The sequence below is a fragment of the Myceligenerans cantabricum genome (assembly GCF_054777735.1).
This window is the reverse complement of the sequence record NZ_BAAHAJ010000001.1, coordinates 23,971-48,428: the sequence shown is the minus strand read 5'-3', so window position 1 is coordinate 48,428 and position 24,458 is coordinate 23,971. Positions and strand designations below refer to the sequence as shown.

Here is a 24,458-nt window from a genome sequence, read left to right as displayed (position 1 = left end):
CCGCTCATTTGCTCTTTTATGAGTGCTTCATAGACTCTACTGTTGAGACCGAGTCAGTAACGGTGCTGTCTCACCCGACAACAGGAGTCTGGTCATGCACACCTTCCGTGTCAGATCGCCCCGCGCCCGAGCCGCCCTGACCGGGTCGGCCGTCGCGCTGGCCACCGCCGCCCTGGTCGCCACCACCACTACCGCCGCACCGCCCGCGGCCGCCGACGGACCCGGTGTCGGCGACCCGTGGGTCGTCACGCTCGGCGACTCGTACATCTCCGGAGAGGCCGGCCGCTGGGCGGGCAGCTCCAACGCCGACCACCGCCGCGCCGACGCGCTCGGCCGCCACGCGTACCACGACGACGCCGACGGCACCGGCGAGACGATCGAGGGCTGCCACCGGGCGTCCTCCGCCCAGGCCTACATCGGCGCGGGCACCCAGGGCCTCAACCTCGCCTGCAGCGGCGCGCAGACCGCGACGTCCACCGGGTCCCTGTTCAAGCCCGGCGTCGACCTCTACGACGGCGCCGCCGGCCAGGGGCAGGCCCTTGCCCTGCAAGAGGCCGCCGCGACCCGGAACGTCAGCATGGTCGTGGTCTCGATCGGGGGCAACGACTTCGGCTTCGCGGACATCGTGCAGCAGTGCGTCGTCAACTTCCTCACCTCGCCGAGCTGGTGGAAGAACTACTGCCACGACGACGGCTCCGTGACCGCGCACTTCACGCCCGCGAACGTCGCCGCCGTGCGCGCCGAGGTCGCGGACTCGCTCGGCGACGTCGCCACCGCGATGCAGGAGGCCGGCTACACCGAGGACCAGTGGACGCTCGTCGTCCAGACCTACCCGTCCCCGGTGCCGGACGGGTCCGGGATCCGGTACTCCCAGTCCGGGTACGGCCGCCAGTTCACCGGCGGCTGCGGGCTCTGGAACGCCGACGCCGACTGGGCGAACGCGACGGCGCTGCCCGTGATCAACGGTGCTCTGCTCGGCGCGGCGGCCGACGTCGGGCTGCCGAACGTCCGCACCCTCGACATGACCCACGCCTTCGACGGGCAGCGCCTGTGCGAGGAGGGCGTGGGCCTGTACGAGGAGGTCGGGCTGGCGAACTGGCAGTCCCCGGGCGCCGTGGACCAGACCGAGTGGGTCAACCAGATCCGCACGATCTCCACGATCGGCGACTCGCCCTACCAGGTCCAGGAGTCGCTGCACCCCAACTACTGGGGCCAGCTCGCCCAGCGCAACTGCCTGCGGCAGGTGTGGAACGGCGGGAACCCGGTCAGCGGGAGCTGCGTGATCGGCGGGATCGGTGCGACGACGCTCACGGCGACGGGTGAGCCGCGGATGCGCCTGGGCCCGCTCGACCAGGAGGTCGCCTCGCTCGCCAAGGGCTGACGGGACCTCACCAGCACCCGCGGCGGTGTGGTCGTGACGACCGCACCGCCGCGGGTGCGACGAGTCAGGCGGTGCGCTGGTACGTCGGCAGGATCGCGTCGCTGGGGACGATCTCCTTGCCGAGCGGCATCAGCGACACCGGGATGAGCTTGAGGTTCGCCCAGCCCATCGGGATGCCGATGATCGAGATGAACAGCGGGACGGCGGTGACGATGTGGCCGATCGCGAGCCACCAGCCGGCCACGATCACCCAGATGACGTTGCCCACGAGCGACATCACCTCGCCGACCCCGGACTGCTTCCGGTCCACCACGGCCCGGCCGAACGGCCAGAGCGAGTAGACGGCGATCCGGAAGGACGCGAGGCCGAAGGGGATGGTGACGATCAGCAGGCAGCAGATGATGCCCGCCAGCATGTAGCCGAGAAAGAGGCCGAGGCCCGCGAAGATGAGCCAGATGATGTTCAGCAGCGTCCGAAGCATGGTCCGATTCTGTCGCACACCGGTGCGGAGGCATAACCGGGTATCGCCCTGATCCGCCCCTGACCGTCCGGGTGGACCACCGGGGCTTCCCTAGACTCGGTGCGTGCCGACCTCCACCATCGCCGACCGCCTCACCGCCGTCCGTTCGCGCATCGACGACGCCGCCCGCGCCGCCGGGCGCGATCCCGGCGAGGTCCGCCTGCTGGTCGCGACGAAGACCCAGGACGCCGAGGCGGTGTCCGCGGCGGTCGAGGCCGGCGTCGACCTGATCGGCGAGAACCGCGTGCAGGAGCTCGTCGCGAAGGCCCCGGCCCTCGCGGACCGGGTCGCGGCGGGCACGCTCGACGTGCACATGATCGGACACCTGCAGCGCAACAAGATCAACCAGGTGCTGGCGACCGCCACCGGCGTGGAGACGGTCGACGGCCTCGCGCTCGCGCGGGCCCTGTCGGCGCGGTCCGTCCGCGACGGCCTGACCCTGGACGTCATGGTCCAGGTGAACGTGTCGGGCGAGGAGACGAAGTCCGGCGCCGCGCCCGGCGACGCCGTCGCGCTCGCCCGCGACGTCGCCGCCCTGCCCGGCCTGCGCCTGACGGGCTGCATGACGATCGGCGCACGCCTCACCACCGGCGGCGAGCCCGCCGACGACACGACGGTGCGCACCGGCTTCGCCCGCCTGCGCGCGATCCGTGACGAGGTGCTGGCCTCCGGCGCGCCCGGCACCTCCACCGCCCGCGAGCTCTCGATGGGCATGACGAGCGACCTGGACCTGGCGATCGCGGAAGGCGCCACGATCGTGCGCGTCGGCACGGCCGTCTTCGGGCGGCGCCCGGCGCTCTAGCGTGCGATGGGGCCCGTCGTGCCGTCCGTGAGCGCCAGCAGGTCCTGCGGTGCCAGGCCGACGTCGAGGCCGCGGCGTCCGCCGGAGACGTAGACGGCGTCGAACGCCTCGGCGGACTCGTCCAGGACCGTGGTGTGCCGCTGCTTCTGGCCGAGCGGCGAGATGCCGCCCGCCACGTAGCCGGTCGCCCGCTCGGCGCGCGCGACGTCGGCCATCGCCGCCTTCTTGCCGCCGACGGCCCGGGCCAGCGCCTTGAGGTCCAGCTTCCGGTACACCGGCACGATGCCGACCACGAGCGCGCCGTCGACGTCGGCGAGCAGCGTCTTGAACACCCGGTCGGCCGGGAACCCGAGCGCGTCGACCGCCTCCGCCCCGTAGTCGCCGCGCGTCGCGTCGTGCTCGTAGGCGTGCAGCGTGTGCGCCACACCACCCTTCTCCAGGGCGACGACGGCCGGCGTGCCGCCGGCGGCCCCGCCTCTCTTCTTCTTCCCCACCTCCCTATTCTCACCGGACCCGCGGCTCGCTCGCGCCCATGGGCCCGTCGCACGCGGAGCGCCGGACGGGCGGACGGGCGGGACCGTGGCGAGTTGCCCGGGCTTACAGTTGCCGGGTGCTCGCCCTCCTCGTCCTGGCCATCCTCGTGGGCGGGTCGCTCCAGCGCGTGACCGGGATGGGGTTCGGGCTGGCGGCGGGGCCGTTCATCGTGCTGCTGGTCGGGCCGCTGGAGGGGGTCCTGCTCGTCAACGTGGTGGGCGCCGCGATGGCGATGGTGATCGTGGGCCGGCTGCTGCGCGGCGTCGACTGGCGCCGGTTCGCCTGGCTCGCGAGCGCCTCGGTGAGCGTCACCGTCCCGGCCGCGCTGCTGCTGCGGGATGCGAGCTCGGCGATCCTGGAGATCGCGGTGGGGGCGATCGTCGTCGCGGCGATGACCCTCGCCCTGGTCGCGTCCCGGCTCCGCGGGGAGCGGCGGCGGTTCGACGCCCGCGACCCCCGTCCGCTTCTCGTCGCGGGTGCGGCAGCCGGGTTCGGCAGCGTCGCCGCCGGGATCGGCGGGCCGCCGCTCGCGGTGTACGCCGTCCTGGACCGGTGGGACCCGCGAGCCTTCGCGGCGACGGCGCAGCCGTTCTTCATGACCAACGCGCTGGCGGCGATGGCGGCCAAGCTCACCTTCGCCGACGCGAGGTTCCCGGCGTTCGCCGTCTGGGAGTGGGTGGTGATCGGGCTCGCGCTGCTCGCGAGCATCGGGCTGGGCGAGCTCCTGGCCCCGCACGTCTCACGCGAGGCGACCCGCCGCGTCCTGATCGTCCTGGCCTACGTGGGCGGCGCGGCCACCCTCACCCAGGGCATCGCCCACCTGGCCTGAGACGCCCGGCCCGGGCCCGTGAGCGTGGTCACGATGTGGGGCCGGCCACTGCTCCGGACAACCTGCCCCGGTAGGATCTGCGCGTCCCGCTCTCGATGAAAGGACACCCCATGCCCGTCGCCGCTCCTGCGACCCCCACGCTGAGGCCCGCGACCGACGCCGACGTCCCGGCGCTGGTCGAGCTGAACAACGCCGCGATCCCGGCGGTCCCCGTCACCCCGGCCGAGGAGATGGCGGGTCTCCTCGACGTCTCCTCCCTCGCCCTGGTCGCCACGGACCCCGAGGGCTCCGCCGACCCCCTCGGGTTCCTGCTCGCGCTGGATCCGGGCGCCGAGTACTCGTCCGAGAACTACGACTGGTTCGAGGACCGCGGTCTGGACCACCTGTACGTGGACCGCATCGTGCTCGGCGAGCGCGCGCGGAACCGGGGCATCGGCCGTCAGCTGTACGACGCGGTGTTCGACGCCGCCCGGGATGCCGAGCGCGACGTCGTCACCTGCGAGATCAACCTCAACCCGCCGAACCCCGGCTCGATGCGGTTCCACGACCGTCTCGGGTTCGAGCAGACCGGCCAGCAGCTCACCAAGGGCGGCGAGATCCTGGTGGCCAAGATGGCGGCGCAGGTCCCGGAACTGCGCTGAGCGGAGCTCAGCGCAGCCGGTCCAGCGCTCCGCGGACCCCGAGCACACCCGGCGCGGCAAGGGCGGCGCGCGCGGCCGCCTGGTCGACGTCGACCAGGAGGGTCACCAGTGCTACGCGCAGGTCTCCCCCGACGTCGCGCAGCGCCTTCTCACAGTCCTCCGTGTCCCGTCCGGTCGCCTGCTCCAGCAGCCGCACCAGCCGGCCCCGCAGCTTCTCGTTGGTGGCGACCACCTCGACCATGAAGTTCGAGTAGGTCTTGCCCAGCCGGATCATCACCGCGGTCGAGATCGTGTTCAGCACGAGCTTCTGGGCCGTCCCGGCCTTCATCCGGGTCGATCCCGTGACCGCCTCGGGCCCGGTGTCGACGAGGATGGCGACGTCGGCCAGCGTGGCCAGCGGCGCGACCGGGTTGGACGCGATCAGCACCGTCGCCGCGCCCAGCTCTCGTGCTGCCTCCAGCGCACCGCGCACGTAGGGCGTGCGCCCGCTGGCGGCGATCCCGATGACGACGTCGTGCGGCGACCCGTCGTCGAGCACGGCGCGCCCGGCACCGGCGTCGTCCTCGGCACCCTCGACGGCGCGGGCGAACGCCCCGGCACCGCCCGCGATGTGCGCGACGAACATCTCCTCGCCGACCCCGAACGTCGGCAGCAGCTCGGCGGCGTCCATGAACGCCATCCGGCCCGACGTCCCGGACCCCACGTAGTGCACCCGGCCGCCGGCGAGGATCGCCTGGACGGCGATGTCGACCGCCGCGACGATCCGGGGGTGCTGGGCGCGCACCGCGTCCACGACGCGCGCGTCCTCGTCCGAGATCATCGCCACCAGCTCGGCGGTGGGGACGACGTCGATGTCCCGCGTGCGCGGGTTCCGCTCCTCGGTGGGTGACGAGACGCGCACCGGCGGAACGGACTCCGTCTTCTCGTACCTCGTATCGGCGATCATCCGTGGTTCTCCTTTCCGCCCGGCAGCTCGACCGTACCGGGTGGATCTGGCCACATCACGCACCAGCTCGCTCACGCTAGGCCCTCTCCTGTCGCACCCGGCACCGGACCGCGTGAAATACAGTTACCCGACTTGCCACCACTCGCGGAGATTACCTACATAGCAACCCGGGCCAAAACCGTCAGCCCCGACCGTTATCGAATCGTAATGATCGAACAGTCACACCATCACAGGATCTCACCCTCCAGGAGGCCCTGACCCCACTGCGATTAGCACGCTTCGGCATGCCGGATATTTCAGTCTGTAATATGCAAGAATTTCTGCCACTCTTTACACAATCTTGGGGTAAAATCGTGTCAGAATGGATCGGTGCAGACTGACACTGAGGGGGACGGGTCCACCGTCGGCGATACCGCCGGGTGGGTCGTCGCGATGGACGTGGGTGGCAGCGGTTCGCGCCTCACTGCCGAGCTCATGGACGCGAAGCTGTCCGGCGGCGAGGGCATCTCGATCGCCCTGGAGGGCGAGCCGGTCAAGATCCTGCCCGAGGGCAGCAACGCCGCGCAGGTGATCCGTGGTCTGTGCGAGACGTTCCTGTACTGGGTCAAGAATGCCGAGTACCACTTCCAGCAGCCGCCGGTCGTGCGATCCGCCGCAGTCGGCGTCACGGGACTCACGTCGGTGGTGCCCAGCACGCACGAGATCCACGACGTCATGGGGGCGATGCTCCGGACCAACCGCACCGCTGTCGCCGGCGATGCGCTGACCGCCCACATGGGCGCCCTGCGCGGACGTCCCGGAGCGGTGCTGTCGGTCGGTACCGGCGCTGTCGCGTTCTCGTTCGACCAGAGCGGCCGCTGGCGCCGCGCCGACGGCTGGGGCCACCTGCTCGGTGATCTCGGCGCGGGCGTCTGGGTGGGCAGCGAGGCCCTGCGCGCCGCCACGGCCGCGCACGACGGCCGTCCGCGCGGGGGATCCCGCCGCCTGCTCGAGTTCGCCACCAAGAAGCTCGGCCCGGTCGCGAGCTGGCCCGCCCAGCTGTACATGAGCAACGACCGCGCGGCGAAGCTCGCCTCGTTCGCTCCCGCGGTGATGGCGGCCGCGGCCGACGGCGACACGATCTCGCACAACATCCTCACCGAGGCGGGCCGCCACCTCGCAGCCACGCTGGCCACGGCGCTCAGCCCGGAGATCCCGCAGCTCGCGTCGATCACCGGCCGGCTCGCGCACCGCCCGTCGCCGCTGACGGAGTCCCTGCACGAGAACCTCATGCTGGAGCGTCCCGGCGTCCGCCTGGTGCCGTGCGACGGTTCGCCGCTCGACGGCGCCAAGGTCCTCGCGCGCCGCCTTGCGGCGGAACCGTCGAGTGTGGTCGGGTACCGGCCATGGCTCACGGTGCGGGTCGACGGCCGCCACACCACGTCCGAGCACGCCGACGCGGGCGCGGACATGTTCAGCTCGATGGCGACGTCGCAGTTCTCCGCGACCGAGCTGCCGAACGTCCTGCCCGAGACCCCGGGGATGGCATGAACGTCCCCGGGCCCGACCACAACTGGAGATGCCGCTGATGACAGGTGACGTGCTCGTCAAGCTCCGACGCTCGCTCCCGACGCTTCGCCCCGCCGAGGCTCGTGTCGCCGAGACGGTGCTCGAGAACCCGAGCCTGGTCGTCGCCTCCACCATCACCGAGCTCGCGGGCGAGGCGGACACCTCGCAGGCCACCGTGGTGCGCTTCTGCCGCGCCATCGGCTACGCCGGCTACCCGGAGTTCCGGATCGACCTCGCGCAGGCCACCAGCCGGCGAGACCTGGAGCTCGAGCGCTCCGGCATCGCCCAGGGCGAGCTCACCCAGACCGACGGCGTCGACGACGTGGTCACCAAGATCGCGTTCCACGAGGCCCGCACCATCGAGGACACCGCCCGCGACGTGGACCGCGAGGTGCTCGACAAGCTCGCGGAGGCCATCTCCACGGCCCCACAGCTGGCCGTGTACGGCGTCGGCGCCTCCCACATCGCGGCGCAGGACCTGGCGATCAAGCTGCAGCGCATCGGGCGGATCGCCTTCTGCTCGCCCGACGCCGACCTTCAGCAGTCCTCGGCCGCGGTCCTCGACCCCGGCTCGGTGGCCATCGGCATCTCGCACAGCGGCCAGACGACGGCCACCAACACGGCCCTGGAGCTCGCCCGCCAGCGGGGCGCCATCACCGCCGCCATCACGAACTACCCGGACGCGCCGATCGGCAAGGTCGCCGACCTCGTGCTCGCCACCACCGCGCGCGAGACCAAGTTCCGGGCAGGCGCCATGGCGAGCCGCATCGCGCAGCTCACCATCGTCGACTTCCTGTTCGTCCGGGTCGCGCAGCGCTCCTACGACAAGTCGCAGGAGGCCATCCGCCTCACGGCCGCCGCGGTGGCGGGCCAGCGCATGGAGTTCGGCCGCCCGTCCCGCCACGACTGAGGCGGGGCGGACGCCGTCCCACGCTATGCCGGCTCGACGCCGGCCTTGATCAGGCCGTACACGTAGGCGCCAGTCACCGCTTCCCAGGCCGCCTCGATGACGTTCGGGCCCACGCCCACCGTGGACCAGGAGCACTCGTCCCCCGCCGTCTCGATGAGCACCCGCGTGGTCGCGTCGGTCCCCTGGTCCGTATCGAGGATGCGCACCTTGAAGTCGATCAGCTCGAACCGCTCCAGCTCCGGGTAGACCGGCGTCAGCGCTTGCCGCACCGCGTGGTCCAGCGCGTCGACCGGGCCGTTTCCCTCCCCCGTCGCCACGACCCGCTCGCCGCCCGCGCTCATCTTCACGGTGGCCTCGGCGAACGTCTCGGCCTCGGGGCCGTACACGTCGGCGGGCGTGTGCCCGTGCGGGACGGTCTCCACGATGGTCCGCCACGACTGCGTCTCGAAGTAGCGCGGCAGCTCGCCGAGCTCGGCGCGCAGCAACAGCTCGAACGACGCGTCGGCGGCCTCGTAGGTGTAGCCGCGCGCCTCGTCGTGCTTGACGCGGTCGGTCACCCGGGCCAGGACGTCCTTGCGGTCCGACAGGTCGAACCCGAGCTCGCGCCCCTTCAGCTCGACCGACGCACGCCCGGCCATGTCGCTGACCAGCATCCGCATGTCGTTCCCGACGTCCTTCGGGTCCATGTGCTGGTAGAGGTCCGGGTCGACGCGGATGGCGCTGGCGTGCAGCCCCGCCTTGTGCGTGAACGCGCTCTGCCCCACGTACGGCTGCCGGGCGAACGGCGAGATGTTCGTCACCTCGCTGATCGCGTGGGCGATGCGGGTGGCCTCGCGGAGCCCCGCCGGTGGCACGAGCTCCATGCCGAGCTTGAGCTGGAGGTTCGCCGTCACCGCGACGAGGTCGGCGTTTCCGGTGCGCTCGCCGTACCCGTTCACGGTGCCCTGCACGTGCGTCACCCCGGCCTCGACGGCCGCGAGCGTGTTCGCCACGGCGCAGCCCGAGTCGTTGTGCGCGTGCATGCCGAGCATCGGCCCGCTCGCGCGCCCGTCGTCGTCGACCCGCCCGACGGGGCCGCCGACGGCGGACAGCACCTCCCCGACGATCTCCGAGACACGGGTGGGGATCATGCCGCCGTTCGTGTCGCAGAGGCAGACCACCTCGGCGCCGGCCTCGAAGGCGGTCCGCGCGGCGCTGAGCGCGTAGTCGGCGTCGTAGCGGTAGCCGTCGAAGAAGTGCTCGGCGTCGAGCACGACGCGGCGGCCCTCGCCCGTGAGGAACTCGACGGTGTCGCGGATCATCGCGAGGTTCTCGTCGCGCGTGGTCCGCAGCGCACGCTCCACGTGCCGCGAGTCGGACTTGGCCACGAGGGTGACGACGGGCGTCTCGGCGTCGAGCAGCGCGCGGACCTGCGGGTCGTCGCCGGCGCGCATGCCCGCCTTGCGGGTCGCGCCGAACGCTGCCATGACGGCGTTGCGCAGGGTGAGCTCCTTGGCCGCGCGCGCGAAGAAGTCGGTGTCCTTGGGGACGGCACCCGGCCAGCCGCCCTCGATGAACCCGACGCCCAGCTCGTCCAGCTGCGCCGCGATCGCGAGCTTGTCCGTGACCGAGAGGTTCATCCCCTCCTGCTGGGCCCCGTCGCGCAGAGTGGTGTCGTAGACGTGGAACGGTGTGGCGGTGCGCATGCGTCAGGTCTCTTCCGTAAGAGGCGCCGCGGCCCGACGGCGGGTCGTGGCTGGCGGGCAGGTACGTGTCGCGGATGACCTCGTGGGTGTGCGGGCAAGAAAAAAGACCCTCCGGGTACGGAAGGTCTGCGCGTCCAGCATGGTGCTGCCGGACGCGCTAGCGAATGATGATCGCCAGACGCTGGGTGCTGCGCGGGTTCATGCGGGCCATGGTGCCACACGACACAGGGATGTGGTAGCCCCGGGCCATGATCCGGTACTTCGCGGCCCACGGACGGTCGATGTCCTGCCATCCCGGACGGTTCGCATCACCTTTTGATTGTTTACGAGCAAAAGTCTGGTTATGGTAGCTCCTGTCAACGATGACGAGGGGAGCGGCGATGCACCAGGGGACTGCACGAACAGGATTGTGGCTCGTGGGGGCACGAGGATCGGTGGCCACCACCGCTGTCCTCGGGCTCTCGGCGATCACGGACGGGCACTCCCCGCCGACGGGCTGCGTCACCGCGACCGCTCCGTTCGACACCCTCCCCCTCGCCGCGTTCGAGGACATCGTGGTGGGTGGGCACGACGTCACGGACGCCGCGATGAGCAAGCGTGCCGAGGCGCTCGTCGAGTCCGGCGCCCTCCCCCACGCTCTCCTGGAGGCTGCCCGCCCCGCGCTGACGAGGGCCGACGCCGAGGTGCGCCCCGGCTACGACCCGCGCCACGACACCGCGCCGCAGCAGGAGGTCGCCGAGCGGCTCGCCCACGACATCACGGACTTCCGCGTGCGCCACGACCTGGACCGGGTGGTCGTCGTCGACCTGGCGTCGACGGAACCGCCGGTCGAGCTGCGGCCCGAGCACCGCGACCCGCACGCACTCCTGGCGGCCCTGCGGTCCAACGGGTCGCACGCTCCGGCGCCCGGGGCGGGCGCCCACCCGCTGCCGCCGTCGTCGGTCACGGCCTACGCCGCGATCCTGGCGGGTGCCGCGTACGCGGCCTTCACACCGAGTCCGGGGATGAGCCTGCCGGCGCTCACCCGTCTCGCCACGGAGGCCGGTCTCCCCGTCGCGGGCCAGGACGGCAAGACCGGGCAGACGTGGCTCCGCACGGCCCTCGCCCCCGCGTTCGCGGCGCGGAACCTGCGGGTGCTCTCCTGGGCGGGCACCAACCTGCTCGGCGGAGGCGACGGCGCGACCCTGGCCGACCCGCACAACGCGGCGTCGAAGCTCACGTCGAAGTCGCGCGGTCTGCGGGACCTCACCGGCACGGACACCGCCCCGCTGCACATCGACAACGTTCCCGATCTCGGCGACGTCAAGGTGGCGTGGGACCACGTGCACGTGGAGGGGTTCCTCGGCTCGCGGCTGACCTTGCAGACGACGTGGTCGGCGTACGACTCGCTGCTCGCGGCGCCGCTGGTGCTGGACCTCGCGCGGCTCCTCTCGCTCGCCCACGCGGCCGGGGTGGCCGGCCCGGTCCCCGAGCTGGGCTTCTTCTTCAAGGACCCGTGGGCCTCGGACGAGCACGACGCGGCCGCCCAGTACGCGACGCTGACCTCCTGGGCCCAGCGGGTCGCCGCCTCCGGGAACGAGCGCTCGGCGTGACTCCCCGGGATCTCGCCGAGCTCACCCGCGCCCCCGGAATCCTGACCACCCTCGGCGACCCGCTCACGGGGATGGCCGCCGCGCGCGTCCCGGTGACACCGCGCCGGCTCGCGCTGCCGGTCGCGTCCGCCTGCCTGTACGCGGGGGGCATGGTGCTGAACGACTGGTCGGACCGGGACGTCGACGCGATCGAGCGGCCCGAGCGGCCCATCCCCTCCGGCCGGGTCTCCCCGCGCGCCGCCCTCGGGCTCGGCGCGGCGCTCACGGCGGCGGGGGTCGCCGCGGCGGCCGTGGGCGGCGGACGACGCGCGTTCGGCGTCGCGTCCGCGCTCGCGGCCTGCGTGTGGACCTACGACACGCTCGTGAAGGACAGCGTCGCCGGCCCGGTGGCGATGGCCGCGTGCCGCGGCCTCGACGTCCTGCTCGGCGCCTCGTCCGGCCGCATCGCGGCGGGCCTCCCGGCCGCGTCCACGATCGCCGCGCACACGCTGGGCGTCACCGTCCTCTCCCGCGGCGAGGTCCACGGGACGACGACGAGGACGGCAGCCCTCACCGCCGCGGGCACGCTCACGGTCACCGCGGCCACGATCGCCGTGACGCTGGCCGCGCACCCTCGCCCGGCGACGAGCGTGGCGACCGGGCTCGGTCTCGCCGGCAGCGCCGCGTACGCGGCCGCGTGCCTGCCCGCGCAGGTACGGGCCGCGCAGGTGCCGACCGGGCCCGCCGCCCGCGAGGCCACGAAGTCGGGCATCGGTGCGATGGTGCCGTTGCAGGCGGCGTGGTCCGCCGGAGCCGGGGCCGCGGGCACCGCGCTGTTCCTGGCGGGCGTCACGGCCGTGGGCCGGCTCCTGGCCCGGCGCCGGTCGGGGGTGAGCGTCACATGAGGCTTGGCTACGGCACCAACGGATTCGGGGACCATCCCCTCGACGCCGCGCTCGACGTCATCGACGGCTGCGGGTACGACGCCGTCGCGCTCACCCTCGGGTTCCCGCACCTGGACCCGTTCGACCCCACGGCGGACGCGACGGTCGCCCGCCTGCGGGACCGGTTCGCCCGGGCCGGCACCGCCGTCGTCGTCGAGACGGGGACGCGGTACCTGCTCGACCCGCTGCGCAAGCACCACCCCACGCTCCTGCACCCGGAGGCGGAGGCCGCGCCGCGGCTCGACTACCTGCGCCGGGCCGTCGACGTCGCCGCCGGGCTCGACGCCACCTGCGTGTCGTTCTTCTCGGGTGTGCTGCCCGGCGGCGTCCCTGCCCGGACCGGCTGGTCGCGTCTGCTGGAGCGGGTCGCGGTGCTGCTGCGGTACGCCGCCGGGCGCGGGGTCCCGCTCGCGATCGAGCCGGAGCCGGGCATGCTCGTCGAGACGGTGGACGACGCGCTGCGGCTGCGGGCGGAGCTGGGTGCGGGGGCCACCGGGCTGGGGCTGACCGTCGACGTCGGGCACTGCCTCGTCGTCGAGCCCGACGGGCCCGCCGGCGCGCTGCGCCGTGCCGCGCCGTACCTGCGCAACGTGCAGCTCGACGACATGCCGCGCACGCACCACGAGCACCGCCCGTTCGGCGCGGGCGAGCTCGACCTGGCCGGGGTGATGGGCGTCCTGGACGAGATCGGGTACGACGGGGTCGCCGCCGTCGAGCTGCCCCGCCACTCCCACGCGGCACCTGCCCTGGCACGAGACTCATTGCGCGCACTCCGCGCGGCGCTGCCCGACCGACAAGGGGGCCACGCATGACCACTCCCTCGCACCCGTGGCTGTCGGGTGCGCTCGACGACGTCCGGCGCGACCCGACCACGCTCCCCCGCGCGTTCGCGTTCGCCGCGCGCAAGGTCGGGCGCGGGCCGCTGCGGCCCGGCACCGACCCGTCCGGGGTCGTGCACGGCACCGTCGACGACGCAGCGCGCGCCGCCCTCGTCCTCGCACTGGCCGACGCCGCCCGCACCACCGGGACCGTCGACGTCGCCGACGAGCTGCGCACCCTGTACCACCAGGGCGACACCGCCGAGCGCCGCGGGGTCCTGCGCGGCCTGGACGCGCTGACGGTCCGGCTCGTCGAGCCCGGCCCGGAACCGGACGTCGAGCCCGGGCTGGGGCCGCCGCCCCCGTCCGCCCTGACCGCCCCGCTCGCGACGACCGGCGCCGAGCTCGCCGCCGACGCCCTGCGCTCGAACGACGCCGGCCTGGTGGCGGCCGCCGTCGGCCCGTTCGGCGCCCGCCACCTGGACCAGCACACCTGGCGGCACGCCGTGATCAAGCTCGTGTTCCTGGGCGTGAGCCTCGAGGCCGTCGCCGGCCTCGACGCGCGCCGCGACGCGGAGCTGGCCCGCATGGCGCGCGACCTCGCGGCCGAGCGCCGTGCCGCCGGGCGGGCGGTGCCCGGCGACCTGGACCATCTCCTGACCGACGAGACCGTGGAGTGACCCATGCGCATCCTCGACCCGCACATCCACATGACCAGCCGCACCACGGACGACTACGAGCGCATGGCCGCGCACGGCGTGCAAGCCGTGGTCGAGCCGGCGTTCTGGCTGGGGCAGCCGCGCACGGGCGTCGGCTCGTTCCTCGACTACTTCGACTCGCTCATCGGGTGGGAACGGTTCCGGGCGGCACAGTTCGGCGTGCGGCACCACGCGACGATCGCCCTCAACCCGAAGGAGGCGAACGACCCGCGCTGCCGCGAGGTGCTCGACGAGATCCCGCGCTACCTGCTCAAGGACGGCGTCGTGGCCGTCGGTGAGGTGGGCTACGACTCGATGACCCCGGAGGAGGACGAGGCCTTCGCCCGCCAGCTCGAGCTCGCGCGGGACGCCGAGCTGCCCGTCCTGGTCCACACCCCGCACCGCGACAAGCTCGCCGGGACGCGGCGCACGCTCGACGTCGTGCGCGAGTCGGGCCTGCCGCCGGAGCGGGTCGTCGTCGACCACCTCAACGAGACCACCGTGGCCATGGTGCGCGACGCCGGCGCCTGGGCCGGCTTCTCCATCTACCCGGACACGAAGATGGACGAGCACCGCATGGTCGCGCTCCTCCAGGAGCACGGCCTCGACGGCATGATCGTGAACTCCGCCGCCGACTGGGGCCGCTCCGACCCTCTCAAGACGTACCGCACCGGCCGCGCGATGCTGGACGCGGGCTTCACCGACGACGACGTCGACCGGGTGCTGTGGCGCAATCCGGTGGAGTTCTACGGGCAGTCCGGCAACCTCGTGCTCGACCCCGTGCCCGGGTTCGTGCCCGGCGCGCTCCCGGCGCCCGCGGAGTACGAGGGGTCGGGCGTGCTGCGGGGGGTGCGTGCCTGATGCTGCTCTCCTACTGCACCAACGTCCACCCGGCCGAGGACCTCGACGGCGTCCTGGACCAGCTCGCGAGATACGCCGGGCCGGTCCGGGCCGCGGCGGGTCTCGACACGCTCGGGGTCGGGCTGTGGCTGCCCGCGCAGCTCGCGGACCGGCTCGCCACCGAGCCGGCCGCGCTGGCGCGGCTGCGCGACACGCTCGACGAGCACCGCCTCACCGTGCACACCCTGAACGCCTTCCCGTACGCCGCGTTCCACGCGAAGGTCGTCAAGCACACCGTGTACTCGCCGACCTGGGCGGAGCGAGCCCGGCTGAGCTACGTCCTGGACTGCGCCCGCGTCCTGGCGGAGCTGCTCCCGCCCGGCGCCGACGGGTCGATCTCGACCCTCCCCCTGGCCTGGCGCGCGCCGTGGTCGCGGGCCGACGACGACGTCGCCACCCGCGCCCTGGCCACGGCGTCCGCCGAGCTGCGCGAGCTGGCCGCGCGCACGGGCCGCGTCGTGCGGCTCGCCATCGAGCCGGAGCCGGGCTGCGTGCTGGACACGGTGGACGACGTCGTCGGCTGGCTGGCCGAGCGTACGGGGCCCGCGGTCCCGGCGGAGCGCCGCATCGATCCGGAACACGTCGGGGTCTGCCTCGACACCTGCCACCTCGCGGTCTCGTTCGCCGACCCGGCGGGCGCCGTCCGGCGCATCACCGGAGCCGGGCTGCGCGTGGTCAAGGTCCAGGCGTCCGCGGCGCTGCACCTCGCGGCGCCGTCCGACCCGGAGGCGCGGGCCGCCGTCGGGAGGTACGCGGAGGACCGGTACCTGCACCAGGTGCGGGAGCGGACGCCCGAGGGCACGGTGCTCGCCGCCGACGACCTGCCCGACGCGCTGGGCAGCACCGGGCAGGCGCCCCTGCCCGGCGACGGGCCGTGGCGCGTCCACTTCCACGTGCCGCTGCACCACGACCCCGAGCCACCGCTGGCGTCGACCACGGGCGTCCTGGCCGACGCGGTGGACGCCGTACGCGCCGCCCCGCACGGCGCCGACGCCCACCTCGACGTGGAGACGTACACCTGGTCGGTGCTGCCCGGCGGCGCGGGAGACCTCGTGGAGGGGATCGCGGCCGAGCTGCGCTGGGCCGAGGAGCACCTGCTGCCGCCGCGGGTCGCGGGCGGCTCGGGGACCGGCCGCGGGATCACGGGGGTGGCGCGATGAGGCCGGTGCTGCTGCTCGACGTCGTCGGGCTGACCCCGGACATGCTCGACCGCATGCCGCGCCTGCGCCGGCTCGCCGCCGGGGGCTGGCAGTCCCCGCTGGCCACGGTGCTGCCCGCGGTGACCTGCTCGGTGCAGTCGACGATGCTGACCGGGACCGCGCCCGCGCAGCACGGCGCCGTCGCGAACGGCTGGTGGTTCCGCGGGCTCGGCGACCCTCTGCTGTGGCGGCAGCACAACCGCCTGGTCGCCGGGGAGAAGGTGTGGGAGGCGGCTCGGAAGGCCGCGCCCGGCTTCCGGACCGCGAACGTGTGCTGGTGGTACGCGATGGGCGCCACCACCGACGCCACCGTGACCCCCCGGCCGATCTACCACCAGGACGGGCGCAAGTCGCCGGACGCCTACGTGCGCCCGCCCGCCCTGCACGACGAGCTCGAGGAGCGGCTCGGCACGTTCCCCCTCTTCCACTACTGGGGGCCGACGGCGTCGATCGCCTCGACGAACTGGATCGCCGGTGCGACGCGGCACCTCCTGCCCGAGCACGACCTCACCATGGCGTACGTACCGCACCTGGACTACGACCTGCAACGGTTCGGCCCCGGCTCGCCGCAGGCGCACCGCGCCGCGACCGACCTCGACACGGCGCTGCGGCCGCTGCTCGACGACGCCGAGGCGCGCGGCGTCACCGTGCTGGCCGTGTCGGAGTACGGGATCGGTCCGGCGTCCCGGCCTGTCGACGTGAACCGGGCGCTGCGCCGCGAGGGCCTGCTCGAGGTGTACACGCAGCTCGGGCGGGAACAGCTCGACCCGTGGACGTCCCGCGCGTTCGCCGTCGCCGACCACCAGGTGGCACACGTGTACGTGGCGGACCCGGCCGACGTCCCGGGCGTCGCCGCGATCCTCCGCGAGCTGCCCGGAGTGGACGAGGTGCTGGACCGGGAGGCGCAGGCCCGGTACGGGCTGGACCACGAGCGGTCCGGGGAGCTCGTGGCGGTCGCCGAGCCGGAGGCCTGGTTCACGTACTACTTCTGGCTCGACGACGACCGCGCCCCGGAGTACGCGCGCGCCATCGACATCCACCGCAAGCCCGGCTACGACCCGGCCGAGCTGTTCTTCGACCCGGCCGACCCGCTCTCCCAGGCACGCGCCGGGCTCGGGCTGGTGAAGAAGGCCCTGGGCCTGCGCTACACGATGCGCACGACGCCGCTCGACCCGTCGTACGTGCGGGGGACCCACGGCCGGCTGCCGTCGTCACCGGAGACGGGGCCGATGATCCTCTGCTCGGACCCCGACCTGCCGCCCGCGGTGCGGGAGTACGTGGACACGGACCGTGCGGTCCCGGCGGCGACGGTCAAGCAGACGGTCCTGGACCTGGCGCTCCCCTGACGGCGCACCGTCCGGTCTGACGTCGCGCCGTCCGGGCGTCAGCCCGCGCTGCCGGTCACGGTGCTGCCGCTCTTCGTGAGGGTGTACGGGACCGTCGCGCCGCTCCAGAAGTGGAACGTGAGGTTCACGGTGCCGTCCGGCACCTCGGCGAAGAACTCCGGGGTGAGGGTGATGGTGCCGGCGCCGTAGTCCGGGGCGAACGTCACGTCGAACTCCTTGTACGACGTCCAGTTCTGCGGGCCGGTCGGGCTGCCGTCCGCCGTCGTCGCCTCCATCGTGGCGAGCAGGTCGCCCGTGAACGACGTCGGGACCGCGAACGACCCCGAGGTGCCGGAGGCGTCCTGGAGCACCGGCGTGGCCTGGTTGATGACCCGCACCGTCCACGGCACCCCGTCCGAGAACCGGACCGTCAGCTCGGCGGCCGGGCCCGGCGTGCGGCCGCAGGCGAGCTGCTCCAGGAGGGCCGCCGACAGCGTCAGCTCGTCGCCCGACAGGGTGTAGTCGCTCCCCTCGGCCAGCTCCGCGCCGCCGTGCAGCAGCGCCTCGAAGGTGGTCCCGTGCGGTTCGAGGGTCAGGCTCTGCGCCGCGACGTCGCCCGTCGTCGGCACGAACACCAGGTCCGACGACGCCGTCCCCGAGCGCTCCGTCCAGCTCGACGAGATCTGCTCGAACAGCGCGGGGTCCTGCCAGGTGAGGCCCGTGCGGTCCAGGTGCTGGCCGTTGTCCCAGAGCATCGTCGCGATCCCGCGCTCACGCATGGCGTTGCCGAGGTACTCGAAGAACTTCAGCTTCTCGCCCTGCTCGATGGTGCCGGTGTGCCGGTCGAAGCCGAGCAGGCCGTACTCGCCGAGGATCACCGGGACGCCCTGGGCGACGAACGCCGAGTGCACCCGGTCGAAGACGGTGTCGATGTCCGCCCGGACCTCGGCGTCGAACCGCGTGTAGCCCGCGATGTTGACGCTGAACGGCCAGAAGCCGTAGTAGTGCACCGTCGCGATGAGGTTCGGGTCGTCGAGCGCCGCGATCTCGGCCGCGAGCGCGTCGAGGTACGCCTGGTCCTGACCGGTGTGCAGGGTGGGCAGCACGAGCGGCCGGGTCTCGTTGACCCCGCCCGAGCTCCGCACGATCTCGTGGAAGGTGGAGTTGAGCTCGGCCAGCAGCCGCAGGTGCTGTGCCTCGTCGCCGCCGTCGAACTGCGGCTCGTTGACGCTCTCGAGCATCAGCCGGGCGTCGGCGTCCTGGAACCTGTCGGCGATCTGGGCCCAGGTGTCCGAGTAGCGGTCGAGGACCGCGTCGTGGTTCCCGGGCATGGTGTTCACCCACTGCCAGGAGTCGTGGTGGACGTTGAGCATGACGTAGAAGCCGTCGTCGAGCGCCCAGCCCACCACCTCCTCGACGCGGTCGAGGTACTCCTCCTCGATGACGTGGTCCGGCGCGCCGCCCTGGTGCTGGCCCCACGTGACGGGGATGCGGATGCTGTTGAAGCCCTCGGCCCGGACCTGGTCCAGGAGCTCCGGGGTGATGCGGGGGTTGCCCCACGACGTCTCGTCGTCGCCGGTGGCGTCGAGGCTGTTGCCCAGGTTCCAGCCAGGCTGCATCTCCTCGGCGATCGCCGTGATCCGCGGGGGTGCGCCGGCGGCCGCCGCGGCCGTCCCGGCGGCGCCGGCCGTGACGGCCGACGCGAGTGCGAGTGCGGTGCCGGCGACGATGCCGGCCGTGGTGCGCGCACGTCTGTGCATGACGAGGCCCTTCTCGTTTTTCACCTGTGTGAACGCTCCCATGGTTGTGAGGGCGCTCCCGCCACGTCAAGGGTTGCCGGGAACCGGTTTCCAGCTCGCCGGCGCACGGCGCGTGCGATCCCCGCCACCGCGCGGGTGACGGGGACCGGCGAGAGAGCGGCGGCCCGGGCCGAGGGCGCCGTCCGAAACGATTAGGACGGCGACGGTGCCGGCAGCTTCGGGCCAGGCGGGCTCAGGCCAGGCGACGCATCCAGCCGTGGCGGTCCTCCGCCCGGCCGTACTGGATGTCGGTGAGCTCCTTGCGCAGCGCCATCGTCAGCTCGCCGGGGCCGCCGTCGGCCACCTGCACGTCGAAGTCCGACGACGCGAGCCGGCCGATCGGCGTGACGACCGCCGCCGTGCCGCACGCGAAGAACTCCTTGACCCGGCCCGACTCGATGCCCTCCATGAGCTCTCGCGCGGGGATCCGCCGCTCGACCACCTCGTAGCCACGGTCGGTGGCGAGCTGGAGGACCGACCTGCGGGTGATGCCCTCGAGGATGGAGCCGAGCCGCGGCGTGTGGAGCGTGCCGTCGTCCATCACCAGGAAGATGTTCATGCCGCCGAGCTCTTCGAGGTAGGTGCTCTCGGCGCCGTCGAGGAAGCAGACCTGGTCGAAGCCGCGCTCCTGCGCCTCCCTCTGCGGCAGGAGGCTGGCGGCGTAGTTGCCGCCGAACTTCGCGTCGCCCGTGCCTCCGGGCGGCCCGGCGCGGTGGTACTTCTCCGACAGGTAGATCGACACGGGCCGCACCCCGCCCGCGAAGTACGGGCCGACGGGCGAGGCGATGACGAGGTGCTCCACCTCGAGCGCCGGCCGCACGCCGAGGAACGACTCGCTCGCGAACATGAAGGGGCGCAGGTAGAGCGAGGAGTCCTCGCCACCCGGGACCCAGTCGACGTCCGCCCGCACCAGGGCCGCGATCGAGGCGAGGAAGTCCTCCTCGCCGAGCTGCGGCAGCGCGAGACGGTGGGCGCTGCGGGCGTAGCGCTGCGCGTTCTGCTCGGGGCGGAAGGTCCAGACCGAGCCGTCGGCGTGCTTGTACGCCTTCATGCCCTCGAAGATCTCCTGGGCGTAGTGCAGCACCGCGGTGGCCGGGTCGAGGTGCAGGGGGCCGTACGGCTCGACGCGGCGGTCGGTCCAGCCCTCGCTGGAACGCCAGGAGACGCGGGCCATGTGGTCGGTGAAGACCGTACCGAACTTGGGCTCGGCGAGCAGGGATGTGCGCTCGTCCTCCGACCTGGGCGCGTCGGTGCGCCGCACGTCGAACCGGGCCACGAGGTCTTCGAGGTCGGCCGGGAGGATGTTGTGGGACGTAGTGGTCATGATCTCAAAGCCTTTCACCGGATGAAGTCAGTGTTCCATGCCCGGCCGGTGAAGGGGACCTGTCCTGTGAGGATGCCCCGACGGCCGGGCAGCGTACCCGGCCGTGGGGATGTGCTACCCCGCGATCCGAGCCGCGATGTCGGCGCCGATCTGCGCCGTGGTGCGTACGGACGACGCCGTCGCCCGCTCCGCGATGTCCGCGGCGACCGCCGCCTCTACTCGAGCCGCCTCGGCGCCGCGGCCCAGGTGGTCCAGCAGCAGCCCGACCGACAGGATCGTCGCGGTCGGGTCGGCCTTGCCGGTGCCCGCGATGTCGGGCGCCGAGCCGTGTACCGGCTCGAACATCGACGGCGCCGTGCGGTCGGGGTTGATGTTGGCCGACGCCGCCAGCCCGATCCCGCCCGTGATGGCTGCCGCCTGGTCGGTGAGGATGTCCCCGAACAGGTTGTCGGTGACGATCACGTCGAACCGGCTCGGGTTCGTGGTGAGGAAGATCGTGGCCGCGTCCACGTGCAGGTAGTCCGTGGTGACGTCGGGGAAGTCGGCGTTCACGGCCTCGACCGTGCGGCGCCACAGGTGCCCGGCGTGCACCAGCACGTTGTGCTTGTGGACGAGGGTGAGGTGCTTGCGCTCGCGCTTCGCGGCCCGCGCGAAGGCGTCGCGGACCACGCGCTCGACGCCGTACGCGGTGTTCACGCTGACCTCGGTGGCGATCTCGGCCGGGGTGCCGACGCGCAGCGCGCCGCCGTTGCCGGTGTACGGGCCCTCGGTGCCCTCGCGGACCACGACGAAGTCGATCTCGCCCGGCTCGGCGAGCGGGCTGGTGACGCCCTCGAAGAGGCGGGACGGACGCAGGTTGACGTAGTGGTCGAGCGTGAACCGCAGCTTGAGCAGCAGCCCGCGCTCCAGCACGCCGGACGGGACGGTCGGGTCGCCGATCGCGCCGAGCAGGATCGCGTCGTGCTCCCTGATCCGCTCGAGGTCCGCGTCGGTGAGCGTCTCGCCCGTGGCGTGCCAACGGCGCGCGCCCAGGTCGAACTCCGTGGGGACCACCTTCGTGCCGCTCGGCGCGAGCGCCGTGTCCAGGGCCTTCAGGCCCTGCTCCACCACCTCGGTGCCGATGCCGTCACCTGCCACCACTGCCAGGTCGATCCGCTGGTCCGTCCCGTTCTCCACCATGCACGGAGCCTAGCGTGTCCGACCGCGAAAATGAGACAGGGGTCTCAGTTCCTGGGACGGCATCACGGCTTGGGGTACAAGACCTCGAAGCGCTCGACCACCACCGGCATGTCCGTCGCGAACCGGCGCTCCTCCGGCAGGGAGCGGCGGAAGAACTCCTCGTGCTCGGTGCGCCAGGACTCCAGCGACCTGTCGCCCTCCCCCTCGGCGGCGGCCACGTCGTCGTCCACCTCGTCGAAGGGGACGGTCTCGACGCTCGTCGTGCGGATCAGCGCCCGCGGCTGCCCCACGCCGTCGAGCAGGATCGACAGCTCGCCCGCCTCCGGCAGCGGCTCGCCGGCGTCCTCGTAGTCCCACGCGGCCGACGACGTCGCCGTCTTCTCCCCGGACACGACCAGCTCCAGCAGGCGGTCCGCGAGCTCCGCCTCGTCGCCGAACGACCACGCCGGCGGCGGCACCGTCTCCGAGGCCAGGACGCCCGTCACCACGCCCGTCTTCGCCATCCCGGCATACGGGCGCACCATCTCCCAGAAGGACTGGACGGCGACGGCGGTCTCCTCCTCGACGTCGTCCGCCCCGTCGCCGGCGAAGTCCTCCGGGTCGAAGGTCGCGGGATCGAAGTCGTCCGCGGCGGCGTCCTCCGGATCGGCGTCCTCCACCTCGGGCCGCGCCGGGTCGAAGTCGTCGTCCGCGGCGAACTCCTCCTCCGCGGAGCCGGTGGTCTCGTCGTGCTGCTCGGGTTCACGCGTGTCGTCGGTCACCCCGCCCATCCTGCCGTATCGGCCGGGCGACTGTGACCCACCCGACGCCGTTCGGCACGCCCGGCGGCCCTGGCGGAACATACGCTCGAAGCCGTGCAATCCTCCTCCGCCCGCCGACGTGATCCCGCACTCGTCGTCCCGGTCGCCCTCGCCGTCGTCGGCGGGGCCGCGATCGCCGTACAGAGCCGCGTCAACGGCACGCTCGCCGGGCACGTCGGCAGCGGGTATCTCGCGGCCGTCATCTCGTTCGGCTCCGGCCTGGTGCTGCTGTGCGCCGCCCTGCTCGTCTCGCGCCGTGGCCGGGCAGGCCTGCGCCGGATCGCGGCGGCGCTGCGCGACGGCGGCCTGCGGCCCTGGCAGTGCCTCGGCGGCGCGGCGGGCGGCTTCTTCGTGGCGTCGCAGGGGCTCGCCGTGGGGTCGCTCGGGGTCGCCGTCTTCATCGTGGCGTTCGTGACCGGTCAGTCGATCGGGTCGATCGTCGTGGACCGGATCGGCCTCGGGCCCGGCGGGGTGCGGTTCGTGACGCTGCCGCGCGCGGCCGGCCCGGCGCTGACCGTCGTCGCCGTCGCGATCGCGATGTCCGGCGGGATCGGCTCGCCGTCGGCCCTCGCGCTCGCCGTGCTGCCGCTCCTGGCGGGCGTCGGGTCCGCCTGGCAGCAGGCCGTGAACGGCCGCGTCCGGGCGGCCGCCGAGGACGTCCTCGCCGCCACCTTCGTCAACTTCGTGGTCGGCACGGTCGCGCTGCTCCTGGCACTCGGCCTCTCGATCCTGTTCGACGGCGCGCCGGACGGCGCGCTCCCGGCCGACCCCCTGCTCTACACGGGCGGGGTGATCGGCATCGTGTTCATCGCCCTCGGGGCGGCCGTGGTGCACCGCGTGGGCGTGCTGGTGCTGAGCCTGAGCCTGATCGCGGGCCAGATCGTGGGTGCCCTGGTGCTGGACGTCGCGGCCCCGGACGCGGCCCCGCCGGGACCGCTCACCTACGTCGGCGCGGCCCTCACCCTGGTCGCGGTGGCGATCCCGCTCCTGTTCGAGCGTCGCCCCGAACGACGCTGAGCGCACGGCGGACCCCGGCCATCTCCCCAGCGGGTGATGACCGGGGTCCGCGGGGTCAGCGGGCGACCGAGCCCTCCGTGTAGTCCGTGTCCGTCGGCTTGATCCAGGCGAACATCTTGCGCAGCTCGCGGCCGGTCTCCTCGATCGGGTGCTGCTCGCCCTTGGCACGGAGCTCCTTGAACTCCGGGGCGCCGGCGTCCTGGTCGGCGATGAAACGCTCGGCGAACGCGCCGGACTGGATGTCGCCCAGCACGGCCTTCATGTTCTCCTTCACCTCGGGCGAGATGACGCGCGGGCCCGAGACGTAGTCGCCGTACTCGGCCGTGTCGGAGACGCTCCAGCGCTGCTTGGCGATGCCGCCCTCGACCATGAGGTCGACGATCAGCTTGAGCTCGTGCAGCACCTCGAAGTAGGCGATCTCCGGCTGGTAGCCGGCCTCGGTCAGCGTCTCGAAGCCGTACTGGACGAGCTGCGACGCGCCACCGCAGAGGACCGACTGCTCACCGAACAGGTCGGTCTCGGTCTCCTCGGTGAAGGTGGTCTTGATGCCCGCCGCCCGCAGGCCACCGACCGCCTTCGCGTACGAGAGCGCGGTCTGCCACGCCGAGCCCGACGCGTCCTGCTCGACGGCGACCAGCACCGGGACGCCACGGCCGTCGGCGTACTCGCGGCGCACGAGGTGACCCGGGCCCTTCGGGGCGACCATGAACACGTCGTGGGCGGCCTCGGGCTTGATGTAGCCGAACCGGATGTTGAAGCCGTGGCCGAACACGAGGGCCGCGCCTTCCTTGAGGTTCGGGGCGATCTCGTCCGCGTACACGAGGCGCTGGACCTGGTCCGGGGCCAGGATGACCACCACGTCGGCGCCACGCACGGCGTCGGCGACGCTCGCCACCTCGAGGCCCTGGTCCTCGGCCTTGGCCCGCGACGGGGAGCCGTCGCGCAGGCCGACGGTGACGTCCACCCCGGAGTCGCGCAGGTTCAGCGAGTGCGCGTGACCCTGACTGCCGTAGCCGATCACCGCCACCTTCTTCTGCTGGATGATCGACAGGTCGGCGTCGTCGTCGTAGAACAGCTCAGCCACGGTT

The 24,458-nt window shown here is 72.9% G+C and carries 24 protein-coding genes; 14 read left to right on the top strand and 10 right to left on the bottom strand.

The features are described 5' to 3' along the window. The first annotated feature begins 94 nt into the window (after nucleotides 1–94). Nucleotides 95–1,381 carry an SGNH/GDSL hydrolase family protein gene (locus tag ACYU96_RS00215; protein ID WP_460747953.1) on the top strand — a complete coding sequence of 429 codons (1,287 nt, stop codon included), beginning with the start codon at nucleotides 95–97 and terminating at the stop codon, nucleotides 1,379–1,381. Nucleotides 1,382–1,445: 64 nt separating this feature from the next. Here the strand turns inward: ACYU96_RS00215 and ACYU96_RS00210 are convergent, their stop codons facing one another. Further along, nucleotides 1,446–1,862, bottom strand: a complete 417-nt coding sequence (locus ACYU96_RS00210; RefSeq protein ID WP_460747951.1) for a YccF domain-containing protein — start codon at nucleotides 1,860–1,862, stop codon at nucleotides 1,446–1,448. A gap of 103 nt (nucleotides 1,863–1,965) precedes the next feature. Between ACYU96_RS00210 and ACYU96_RS00205 the strand changes: the two genes are divergently transcribed. After that, the gene (locus ACYU96_RS00205) at nucleotides 1,966–2,703 is read left to right on the top strand and encodes a YggS family pyridoxal phosphate-dependent enzyme (RefSeq protein WP_460747949.1); all 738 of its coding nucleotides are present in this window, start codon (nucleotides 1,966–1,968) and stop codon (nucleotides 2,701–2,703) included. Here the strand turns inward: ACYU96_RS00205 and ybaK are convergent. Next, nucleotides 2,700–3,197: a Cys-tRNA(Pro) deacylase gene (gene ybaK / locus ACYU96_RS00200; RefSeq protein ID WP_460747948.1), complete on the bottom strand. Its 498-nt coding sequence runs from the start codon at nucleotides 3,195–3,197 to the stop codon at nucleotides 2,700–2,702. The genes ACYU96_RS00205 and ybaK overlap by 4 nt on opposite strands. Before the next feature lie 116 nt (nucleotides 3,198–3,313). Here ybaK and ACYU96_RS00195 point away from each other — a divergent pair, with 116 nt between their 5' ends. Both ACYU96_RS00195 and ACYU96_RS00190 read left to right on the top strand, forming a co-directional pair. After that, nucleotides 3,314–4,066: a TSUP family transporter gene (locus ACYU96_RS00195; protein WP_460747946.1), complete on the top strand. Its 753-nt coding sequence runs from the start codon at nucleotides 3,314–3,316 to the stop codon at nucleotides 4,064–4,066. A gap of 110 nt (nucleotides 4,067–4,176) precedes the next feature. Next, nucleotides 4,177–4,707 (top strand): GNAT family N-acetyltransferase, encoded by a 531-nt coding sequence (locus tag ACYU96_RS00190; RefSeq protein WP_460747945.1) that lies wholly within the window; start codon nucleotides 4,177–4,179, stop codon nucleotides 4,705–4,707. 7 nt (nucleotides 4,708–4,714) lie between these two features. On the opposite strand, the gene murQ is transcribed toward ACYU96_RS00190, so the two are convergent. Then, the gene (gene murQ, locus ACYU96_RS00185; RefSeq protein ID WP_460747943.1) at nucleotides 4,715–5,653 is read right to left on the bottom strand and encodes an N-acetylmuramic acid 6-phosphate etherase; all 939 of its coding nucleotides are present in this window, start codon (nucleotides 5,651–5,653) and stop codon (nucleotides 4,715–4,717) included. A gap of 369 nt (nucleotides 5,654–6,022) precedes the next feature. Here murQ and ACYU96_RS00180 point away from each other — a divergent pair, with 369 nt between their 5' ends. Both ACYU96_RS00180 and ACYU96_RS00175 read left to right on the top strand, forming a co-directional pair. Next, the gene (locus tag ACYU96_RS00180; protein ID WP_460747941.1) at nucleotides 6,023–7,183 is read left to right on the top strand and encodes an N-acetylglucosamine kinase; all 1,161 of its coding nucleotides are present in this window, start codon (nucleotides 6,023–6,025) and stop codon (nucleotides 7,181–7,183) included. Between the two features lie 37 nt (nucleotides 7,184–7,220). Then, nucleotides 7,221–8,111, top strand: a complete 891-nt coding sequence (locus ACYU96_RS00175) for a MurR/RpiR family transcriptional regulator (protein WP_460747940.1) — start codon at nucleotides 7,221–7,223, stop codon at nucleotides 8,109–8,111. Nucleotides 8,112–8,134: 23 nt separating this feature from the next. On the opposite strand, the gene cimA is transcribed toward ACYU96_RS00175, so the two are convergent. Further along, the gene (gene cimA, locus ACYU96_RS00170; protein WP_460747937.1) at nucleotides 8,135–9,796 is read right to left on the bottom strand and encodes a citramalate synthase; all 1,662 of its coding nucleotides are present in this window, start codon (nucleotides 9,794–9,796) and stop codon (nucleotides 8,135–8,137) included. Between the two features lie 157 nt (nucleotides 9,797–9,953). Continuing rightward, complete coding sequence (locus ACYU96_RS00165; protein ID WP_460747936.1) at nucleotides 9,954–10,238, bottom strand: hypothetical protein; 285 nt, start codon at nucleotides 10,236–10,238, stop codon at nucleotides 9,954–9,956. On the opposite strand from ACYU96_RS00165, the gene ACYU96_RS00160 reads away from it, so the two are divergent. From ACYU96_RS00160 to ACYU96_RS00130, 7 genes are read left to right on the top strand one after another with little or no spacing between them, the layout of a single operon-like run. Continuing rightward, complete coding sequence (locus ACYU96_RS00160) at nucleotides 10,231–11,388, top strand: inositol-3-phosphate synthase (RefSeq protein ID WP_460747934.1); 1,158 nt, start codon at nucleotides 10,231–10,233, stop codon at nucleotides 11,386–11,388. The two genes, ACYU96_RS00165 and ACYU96_RS00160, sit on opposite strands and share 8 nt — an antisense overlap. After that, nucleotides 11,385–12,272 (top strand): SCO3242 family prenyltransferase, encoded by an 888-nt coding sequence (locus ACYU96_RS00155; protein WP_460747933.1) that lies wholly within the window; start codon nucleotides 11,385–11,387, stop codon nucleotides 12,270–12,272. Before ACYU96_RS00160 ends, ACYU96_RS00155 begins: the two co-directional genes overlap by 4 nt. Continuing rightward, nucleotides 12,269–13,123: a sugar phosphate isomerase/epimerase family protein gene (locus tag ACYU96_RS00150; protein ID WP_460747931.1), complete on the top strand. Its 855-nt coding sequence runs from the start codon at nucleotides 12,269–12,271 to the stop codon at nucleotides 13,121–13,123. Before ACYU96_RS00155 ends, ACYU96_RS00150 begins: the two co-directional genes overlap by 4 nt. After that, complete coding sequence (locus ACYU96_RS00145) at nucleotides 13,120–13,809, top strand: EboA domain-containing protein (RefSeq protein ID WP_460747929.1); 690 nt, start codon at nucleotides 13,120–13,122, stop codon at nucleotides 13,807–13,809. Before ACYU96_RS00150 ends, ACYU96_RS00145 begins: the two co-directional genes overlap by 4 nt. 3 nt (nucleotides 13,810–13,812) lie before the next feature. Then, nucleotides 13,813–14,688 carry a TatD family hydrolase gene (locus ACYU96_RS00140; protein ID WP_460747928.1) on the top strand — a complete coding sequence of 292 codons (876 nt, stop codon included), beginning with the start codon at nucleotides 13,813–13,815 and terminating at the stop codon, nucleotides 14,686–14,688. After that, nucleotides 14,688–15,887, top strand: coding sequence for a metabolite traffic protein EboE (gene eboE / locus ACYU96_RS00135; protein WP_460747926.1), 1,200 nt, complete (start codon nucleotides 14,688–14,690; stop codon nucleotides 15,885–15,887). The genes ACYU96_RS00140 and eboE overlap by 1 nt, the downstream gene beginning before the upstream one ends. After that, entirely contained in the window at nucleotides 15,884–17,272 is a 1,389-nt protein-coding gene (locus ACYU96_RS00130) for an alkaline phosphatase family protein (RefSeq protein WP_460747924.1), read from the top strand. The genes eboE and ACYU96_RS00130 overlap by 4 nt, the downstream gene beginning before the upstream one ends. 38 nt (nucleotides 17,273–17,310) lie before the next feature. Here ACYU96_RS00130 and ACYU96_RS00125 read toward each other — a convergent pair whose 3' ends face one another. The 4 genes from ACYU96_RS00125 to ACYU96_RS00110 form a co-directional block, all read right to left on the bottom strand. After that, nucleotides 17,311–19,011 carry a cellulase family glycosylhydrolase gene (locus ACYU96_RS00125; RefSeq protein WP_460747923.1) on the bottom strand — a complete coding sequence of 567 codons (1,701 nt, stop codon included), beginning with the start codon at nucleotides 19,009–19,011 and terminating at the stop codon, nucleotides 17,311–17,313. 232 nt (nucleotides 19,012–19,243) lie between these two features. Beyond that, nucleotides 19,244–20,374: a branched-chain amino acid aminotransferase gene (locus tag ACYU96_RS00120; RefSeq protein WP_460747921.1), complete on the bottom strand. Its 1,131-nt coding sequence runs from the start codon at nucleotides 20,372–20,374 to the stop codon at nucleotides 19,244–19,246. Nucleotides 20,375–20,488: 114 nt separating this feature from the next. Continuing rightward, nucleotides 20,489–21,553 (bottom strand): 3-isopropylmalate dehydrogenase, encoded by a 1,065-nt coding sequence (locus ACYU96_RS00115; protein WP_460747919.1) that lies wholly within the window; start codon nucleotides 21,551–21,553, stop codon nucleotides 20,489–20,491. Nucleotides 21,554–21,615: 62 nt separating this feature from the next. Further along, nucleotides 21,616–22,314, bottom strand: a complete 699-nt coding sequence (locus tag ACYU96_RS00110; RefSeq protein ID WP_460747917.1) for an ASCH domain-containing protein — start codon at nucleotides 22,312–22,314, stop codon at nucleotides 21,616–21,618. A gap of 93 nt (nucleotides 22,315–22,407) precedes the next feature. Between ACYU96_RS00110 and ACYU96_RS00105 the strand changes: the two genes are divergently transcribed. Then, nucleotides 22,408–23,370, top strand: a complete 963-nt coding sequence (locus ACYU96_RS00105; RefSeq protein ID WP_460747916.1) for a DMT family transporter — start codon at nucleotides 22,408–22,410, stop codon at nucleotides 23,368–23,370. A gap of 55 nt (nucleotides 23,371–23,425) precedes the next feature. Here ACYU96_RS00105 and ilvC read toward each other — a convergent pair whose 3' ends face one another. Then, nucleotides 23,426–24,454, bottom strand: a complete 1,029-nt coding sequence (ilvC, locus tag ACYU96_RS00100) for a ketol-acid reductoisomerase (RefSeq protein WP_460747914.1) — start codon at nucleotides 24,452–24,454, stop codon at nucleotides 23,426–23,428. Nucleotides 24,455–24,458 lie beyond the last annotated feature (4 nt).